Here is a 5,223-nt window from a genome sequence, read left to right as displayed (position 1 = left end):
GCTGAATCTCGACGCCGCGTTCATGCACCTGGACCTGGGCGACAAGCACGGCAATGCCGCCTACACCGGCATCGACCCGTACATGGACGACCTGTACGCGTTGGCCGCCGAGAGGCGCTACCTGTCGGTGGACCGCCTGGTCGAGACCGATGAACTGGTGAAAGCCGTTCCGTTGCAGTCGATGATCCTCAACCGCCTGATGGTCGACGGTGTGGTCGAGGCCCCCGGCGGCGCGCACTTCACCTTCTCGGGCAGCTACGGCCGCGACGAGAAGTTCCAGCGCCACTACGTCGAGGCCGCCAAGACCCCCGAGTCGTGGGCCGAGTTCAAGGCCCGCTACCTGGACGTGTCCGAGGCCGAATACCAGGATGCCGTCAAGGCTTTCGCCGAGGAGCAGAAGTAATGAGCGACACCACCACCATTACTCGTGCGGAGATCTGCGTCGTCGCGTCCGCCGAGATCTTCCGCGGCGCGGGCGAGATCGTGGCCTCCCCGATGTCCACCATCACCACCATCGGCGCTCGGCTGGCCCGACTCACCTTCGAGCCCGATCTCGTGCTCTCCGACGGTGAGGCCCGGCTGTTCGCCGAGGTCCCGCCGATCGGCGGCCAAGCCCCCCTCGAGGGCTGGTTCCCGTTCTCCAAGGTCTTCGACGTGGTGCAGTCCGGTCGCCGCCACGTGGTCATGGGCGCCAACCAGATCGACCGCTTCGGCAACCAGAACCTCTCGGCGTTCGGCCCGCTGCAGCAGCCGACCCGGCAGATGTTCGGTGTGCGCGGCGCGCCGGGCAACACCATCAACCACGCCACCAGCTACTTCGTGCCCAAGCACAACAAGCGGGTGTTCGTGGATCAGGTCGACATCGTCTCCGGAATCGGTTACGACAAGATCGATTCCGAGAATCCGGCCTACCGGTTCCACCACCTGCACCGGGTGGTGTCGAACCTGGGCGTGTTCGACTTCAACGGTCCCGACCACACCCTGCGCGCGCTGTCGCTGCACCCGGGCGTGAGCGCCGACGAGGTCGCCGAGAACACCTCCTTCGAGATCGCCGGGCTGGCCGAGGCGGGCGAGACCCGGCTGCCGACCGAGGAAGAGCTCACCATCATCCGGACCGTGCTGGACCCCAAGGGTTTCCGCGAGAAGGAAGTGACGGCATGACCGCCCAGCGGCTCAAGACTCCGCTGACCGAACTGGTCGGCATCGAGCACCCGATCGTGCAGACCGGCATGGGCTGGGTCGCCGGACCCGGCCTGGTCGCGGCCACCGCCAACGCGGGCGGCCTCGGCATCCTGGCCTCGGCGACGATGTCCTTCGAGGAGCTCGAGCAGGCCATCGCCAAGACCAAGGCGAAGACCGACAAGCCCTTCGGCGTCAATATTCGCGCCGATGGCTCGGATGCCGCCGACCGCTGCGAGCTCATGATCCGCGAGGGCGTGAAGGTGGCGTCCTTCGCGCTGGCTCCCAAGAAGGAGCTCATCGCGCGGCTCAAGGACAACGGGGTGGTGGTCGTGCCGTCCATCGGCGCGGCCAAGCACGCCGTCAAGGTCGCGTCCTGGGGCGCCGACGCGGTGATCGTGCAGGGTGGCGAGGGCGGTGGCCACACCGGTTCGGTCGCAACGACTCTGCTGCTTCCGTCGGTGCTCGATGCCGTCGACATCCCGGTCGTGGCCGGTGGCGGCTTCTTCGACGGCCGCGGTCTGGCCGCCGCGCTCTCCTACGGCGCGGCCGGTGTCGCCATGGGCACCCGCTTCCTGCTCACCCAGGATTCGGCGGTGCCGGATTCGGTGAAGCAGGAGTACCTCAAGCGCGGGCTCATGGACACCGTCGTCTCCAAGAAGGTCGACGGCATGCCGCACCGCGTGCTCAACACCGAGCTGGTCGACAAGCTCGAGCATTCCAGCGGCGTGCGCGGCCTGACCGCCGCCATGTCGAATGCCTTCAAGTTCAAGGCGATGACCGGCATGAAGTGGTCGACCATCGTCAAGGACGGCCTGGCCATGCGCAAGCACAAGGACCTCACCTGGTCCCAGGTCATCATGGCCGCCAACACCCCGATGCTGCTGAAAGCCGGTCTGGTGGAAGGCAATACCCACGCGGGCGTCCTCGCCTCCGGCCAGGTCGCAGGCATCATCGACGACCTCCCCACCGTCCAGGACCTGATCGACCGCATCATCACCGAAGCCGTCGACCGCATCGACAGCCTCAACACCTACCGCGTCACCACCCCCGCCTGACGCACCCCCGAAACGTGCGCGGCCACCACAGCCCGACCGCGCACCCCCGGATCCGCACACCATCGGATCCACGCGCGCCCCTCCGGGCGCACCGAGCCGCCCCCGGAACCTCTCGCCCGGGGGCGGCTTCGCGCATTCCGGGGCTACTTCTTGCGGATGCCGGACACCAGGGCGAAGAGGGTGTCGAGGATCGGGGTGGGGGTGAACGACGTGGCTACAACCTGGATCTTTCCGGCCAGGCCGGGGATGTAGCGGGCGTGGGGGCGCTTGGCGGTGAGGGACTTTTCGACCTCTTTGACCACGGATTCGACCGGGGCGGCGATCTTGGGGACCTGTTGGGACATTTTGCGGAGGCCGGCGAGGTGGGTGCTGTAGAGGTCGCGTTGGGCTTCGGTGAGGTGGGCGGTGGTGGTGTCGACCATGTCTGTCGCGCCGAACCAGAGGTCGGTGGCGATGGGGCCGGGTTCGATGAGGGTGGTGTGGATTCCCCAGGGGCGCAGTTCTACTCGGAGGGCGTCTACCAGGCCCTCGAGGGCGAACTTGGAGGAGTTGTAGGCGCCGGTGCCGGGGGTGGAGATGCGGCCGGAGAGGGAGGAGATGAAGACGACTCGGCCCTTGGTGGCGCGCAGGCGCGGGAGGACGGCCTGGGTGACGGCGAGGGCGCCGAAGACGTTGACCTCGAACTGGTTTCGGAGGGTGTCGAGGTCGAGGAGTTCGACCGGGCCGTCGGCGACGATGCCCGCGTTGTTGACCACGGCGGTGAGGTCGGCGGGGAGGGTTTCGTCGAGGGCGGCGATGTGGTCGGGATTGGTGACGTCGAGGACGATCGGGGTGATGCGGGGGTTGCCGGCGGCCAGTTCCTCGCCGTCGGAGAGCTTGCGCACCCCGGCGTAGACCTGCCAGCCGTTCTCGGCCAGCCGCAGGCAGATGGCCTTTCCGATGCCGCGCGCCGCGCCGGTAACCAACACAGAGTTCATGGCGGTCAGCCTAATTCGGACGAGCCGGGCGTGACACGGGGTAATGGGATGCCGTTCCCGCGCGGGGGTGCCACCATGTGGCGATGGGGAATGTCCTTTTTGCCGGAGACCTGCACGGGAACACCGCGCACGCGCTCACCGTGGTGCGGACCGCGGTGCGTGAAGGGTGCTCCCGGGTATTCGTGGTGGGGGACTTCGGGGCGTGGGAGCACATGGCCTCGGGGCGGCGGTATTTCGACGTGATCGGCAAGACGGCCAAGCGGGCCGGAGTCATCGTGTACTTCCTGGACGGGAATCACGACAAGAGCTCCCTGCTGCACGAGCTGTACGACGACAACCTCGATGACGAGGGATTTCTGGTGTGCCGCAAGCATCTGCGGTACGCGCCCCGGGGACACCGCTGGACCTGGGAGGGCACCACCTTCGCGGCCTTCGGCGGTGCCCGGTCCACCGACAAGGGCTGGCGGTTGACGCGGGAGGCGAAGAAGGCCGAACTGGTGGCGCAGCGGCGGCGCTACGGCTCCTCGAAGATCCCGGAAACCGCGGGCACACTGTGGTTCCCGGAGGAGGAGATGACCGACGACGAACTGACGGCCCTGTTGGACGCCGACAGCTCGCCGGTCGACATTCTGCTCACCCACGACAAACCGCGCGCCTCGCGACCGAAGTGGAACCGCAAGGACAAGCCGGAGTGCTATCCCAACCAGGACCGCATCCAGCGGGTCGTGGAGACGCTGCGGCCCAGCCTGCTGTTCCACGGCCACCTGCACGTGCGCTACACCGACACCATCGCCTCGGGCGACGGGCAGTGGACCCGGGTCGAGGGCCTGGCCTGCGATCCGGAAGCCTCGCAGTACCTGGAGTACGCGAGCGAACACTCCTGGTACGTGCTGCAACTGCCCTACGCACAGCAGGCGGAGGACACCGACGAGACCGAACCCAGTTCGCTACCCGCGTGATTCGTCTCCGCGTGATTCGTCATAGGACGAGGTGCCCTCGTCCAGCAGCGGCTCCTCCGCCTTGAAATGCGCGGGCGCGAAGAACCGCAGCACGTGATAACCGGTGATGACGACGACCGTGCCCAGGGCGATGCCGCTGAGGGTGAAGGTGTCGGTGAACTTCATGCTCACATTGCCGATGCCGATGATCAGGCCCGCGGCCGCGGGCACCAGGTTCAGCGGATTGCGCAGATCGACCTTGGCATTGGTCCAGATCTGCGCGCCCAGCAGGCCGATCATGCCGTAGAGGATGACGGTGATGCCGCCCAGCACCCCGCCCGGAATGGCCGCCACGATCGCGCCGAACTTCGGGCACAGGCCGAACAGCAGCGCGAAAAAGGCGGCGGCCCAATAGGCGGCGGTGGAGTAGACGCGGGTGGCGGCCATGACGCCGATGTTCTCGGAGTAGGTGGTGTTGGGCGGGCCGCCGACCGCGGTGGACAGCATGGACGCCGCACCGTCCGCGGCGATGGCCGTGCCCAGCTTGCCGTCCAGATCGCCGCCGGTCATCTCGCCCACGGCCTTCACGTGCCCGGCGTTCTCCGCGACCAGCGCGATCACCACCGGCAGGGCCACCAGCACCGCCGACCACTGGAACGACGGCGCGTGGAAGGTGGGCAGGCCGATCCAATCCGCCTTCGCCACCCCCGACAGATCCAGTCGCCAATGGTCGACGACCTTGCCGCTGCCGTCCGCCGAGTGGATCTTGCCGAACACCCGATCCAGCACCCACGACAGCCCGTACCCGAACACCAGACCCAGGAAAATGGCGATGCGCGAGAAGAATCCGCGCAATCCGACCACCGCGAGTCCGGTGAACAGCATGACCAGCAGCGCTGTCCACTGATCCTGCGGCCAGTAGGTCGAGGCGGTGACGGGGGCCAGGTTGAACCCGATCAGCATGACCACCGCGCCGGTCACCACCGGCGGCATGGCGGCGTGAATGAAGAAACTCCTTGCCGCCGAAGGACTTCCGATCGGCATCCAGGTGGTGTTGCGCCCCGGCGTGGC

The 5,223-nt window shown here is 67.4% G+C and carries 6 protein-coding genes; 4 read left to right on the top strand and 2 right to left on the bottom strand.

The genetic code is table 11. The annotated features are described in order from the left end of the window. The 3 genes from ACWELQ_RS37280 to ACWELQ_RS37270 form a co-directional block, all read left to right on the top strand. Positions 1-403, top strand: a 403-nt coding sequence (locus ACWELQ_RS37280) for a CoA-transferase (RefSeq protein ID WP_452401723.1), incomplete at its 5' end; no start/stop codon positions are given. Continuing rightward, positions 403-1,161, top strand: a complete 759-nt coding sequence (locus ACWELQ_RS37275; protein ID WP_452401722.1) for a CoA-transferase subunit beta — start codon at positions 403-405, stop codon at positions 1,159-1,161. The genes ACWELQ_RS37280 and ACWELQ_RS37275, both read left to right, overlap by 1 nt. Then, entirely contained in the window at positions 1,158-2,237 is a 1,080-nt protein-coding gene (locus tag ACWELQ_RS37270) for an NAD(P)H-dependent flavin oxidoreductase (RefSeq protein WP_452401721.1), read from the top strand. The genes ACWELQ_RS37275 and ACWELQ_RS37270 overlap by 4 nt, the downstream gene beginning before the upstream one ends. Before the next feature lie 143 nt (positions 2,238-2,380). On the opposite strand, the gene ACWELQ_RS37265 is transcribed toward ACWELQ_RS37270, so the two are convergent. Next, entirely contained in the window at positions 2,381-3,214 is an 834-nt protein-coding gene (locus ACWELQ_RS37265; RefSeq protein ID WP_452401720.1) for an SDR family oxidoreductase, read from the bottom strand. An 83-nt stretch (positions 3,215-3,297) separates the two neighbouring features. Between ACWELQ_RS37265 and ACWELQ_RS37260 the strand changes: the two genes are divergently transcribed. Continuing rightward, complete coding sequence (locus tag ACWELQ_RS37260; RefSeq protein WP_452401719.1) at positions 3,298-4,173, top strand: metallophosphoesterase family protein; 876 nt, start codon at positions 3,298-3,300, stop codon at positions 4,171-4,173. Here ACWELQ_RS37260 and ACWELQ_RS37255 read toward each other — a convergent pair. Continuing rightward, positions 4,162-5,223, bottom strand: a 1,062-nt coding sequence (locus ACWELQ_RS37255; RefSeq protein ID WP_452401718.1) for a uracil-xanthine permease family protein, incomplete at its 5' end; no start/stop codon positions are given. The two genes, ACWELQ_RS37260 and ACWELQ_RS37255, sit on opposite strands and share 12 nt — an antisense overlap.

This window comes from Nocardia sp. NPDC004722, assembly GCF_053601505.1.
The sequence above is the reverse complement of the archived record's forward strand: the minus strand, read 5'-3'. Positions and strand labels throughout refer to the sequence as shown.